We start from the raw sequence: 1,446 nt of genomic DNA, 5'->3' as shown, positions 1-1,446 counted from the left end.
TCAGCAGTGTTCAGCGTAAATGTATCAGCCCTGTCTTGAGCGCAATTATAGCCACTACTTCCCGTTCCTCCGGGCAGAACTGGGTCAAGTCTGCCTACGACCGCAGGCCGATTCCCGACCACTGCACGCAATGACGGCCCTGCTCATCCTTCAGGGATCCATCGCGGCGATAGGAAAAGAAATCTTGGGGCTGGCTGAGGGTGCAATGGGGGCTGACGGCAATGTGTTCAGGGGGGATCCCTTTGGCTTGGGCTTGGGCACCGTTGACCCAGCGCAGATCCAGGCGAACCTTGCCGGGCAGAGGATCGGGCAACAGGGCGGCGCGGGCATCCAGCCCTGGGGGTAGGCTTTGCAGCACCTGCTCCGCCACCTCCTCTGACACCTGATAGACCGACCCCGAAATGGAAGGCCCGATGGCAACGCGGATCCCAGCAGCAGGGATCCCCGCCTGTAAAAACTCCTGCAGCACCTTGGACAAGATCCCCGCAGCAGTGCCTCTCCACCCGGCGTGAATGGCCGCCACCCATTCTTGGCTGGCCACCAAAATCGGCACACAGTCAGCGGTGCAGACCCAGGCAGAATCTCCTTGGCGGCGGGCAATGACCGCATCCGCCTGAGAACGGGTAGGGATCCCTTGACCAGCAGAGCAGTCCTGCTCTCGTTTGTGTCCAAAGGTTTCGGTGATCCCATCTGCCCAAACCCAGTTGCAGCCATGCACCTGATGGCCCCACGCGGCCTGTTCAGGGGGCAGTTGCAGCCGGGCGGCCAACTGAGACGGGGGATGGGGATGACCTTGGCGAGAGCCAAAAGCATGAGGCCACTCTGCCAAAAGCTGACACTCCAGCCAGCGCCATCTCCCTGCCTGCTGCCAAACCCACAAGGCGGAGCCACTCATTGGCGAGAGCTACCCAGGCCAGCAGTGGGCGGGGATCCTTGAGACCGATGTTGGGCGCGGAGATGGCCCACCCGCTCTTCCAAACACATCTTCAGCTCAGCAGGGTTAAACAGCATCGGCAAAAAATGAATGCTCCGGGTTTCTCGAAAAAAGAACAACACCGGCAGCGGCGGCCAGAAAATTTGCCAATCCTGCCACTCGCTGTAGGGGAACTCGCGGATGCGCCTGGAGCCGCTGTAGACCTGCAGCGCCGTTCTGGTAAAGGCCAGACCGATCAGAGAGGTCTGCACCATCAAAAACAGGCCGAACAGACCCACCCCCAGCCCCGCCCAAAGCGAAAGCCAGAACAGCGGTACCGCCAAAGCCAACACCGACAGGCTGAGGCGAAAATCCGGAGTCAATAGATGGGCAGAATTGGGCCTGATCATGCCCCACTCCTCCTCTCAGGGATCCCAGCCCCATTCTAGGCTGCCTCGGCGACTCTTCAGAAGTCAGAGGATCTGTAGGACATAGAGGAGAGAGCCTGATACATTTACGCTGAACACTGCTGA

General features: G+C 60.1%; 2 protein-coding genes. Both read right to left on the bottom strand.

Going from position 1 to position 1,446, the window contains the following annotated elements; genetic code table 11:
- Positions 1-94: 94 nt before the first annotated feature.
- Positions 95-895, bottom strand: coding sequence for a peptidoglycan editing factor PgeF (pgeF, locus tag NW815_RS07735; RefSeq protein WP_414415869.1), 801 nt, complete (start codon positions 893-895; stop codon positions 95-97).
- Positions 892-1,323, bottom strand: a complete 432-nt coding sequence (locus tag NW815_RS07730; protein ID WP_414415868.1) for a DUF3119 family protein — start codon at positions 1,321-1,323, stop codon at positions 892-894. Before NW815_RS07730 ends, pgeF begins: the two co-directional genes overlap by 4 nt.
- Positions 1,324-1,446: the final 123 nt, after the last annotated feature.

The organism is Synechococcus sp. R6-7 (genome assembly GCF_047461695.1).
Classification (GTDB): domain Bacteria; phylum Cyanobacteriota; class Cyanobacteriia; order Thermostichales; family Thermostichaceae; genus Thermostichus.
The sequence above is the reverse complement of the archived record's forward strand: the minus strand, read 5'-3'. Positions and strand labels throughout refer to the sequence as shown.

Excerpts from the sequence above, each read along its gene's own strand:
- NW815_RS07730 (WP_414415868.1), bottom strand. The coding sequence starts at position 1,323 with ATGATCAGGCCCAATTCTGCCCATCTATTGACTCCGGATTTTCGCCTC.
- pgeF (WP_414415869.1), bottom strand. The coding sequence starts at position 895 with ATGAGTGGCTCCGCCTTGTGGGTTTGGCAGCAGGCAGGGAGATGGCGC.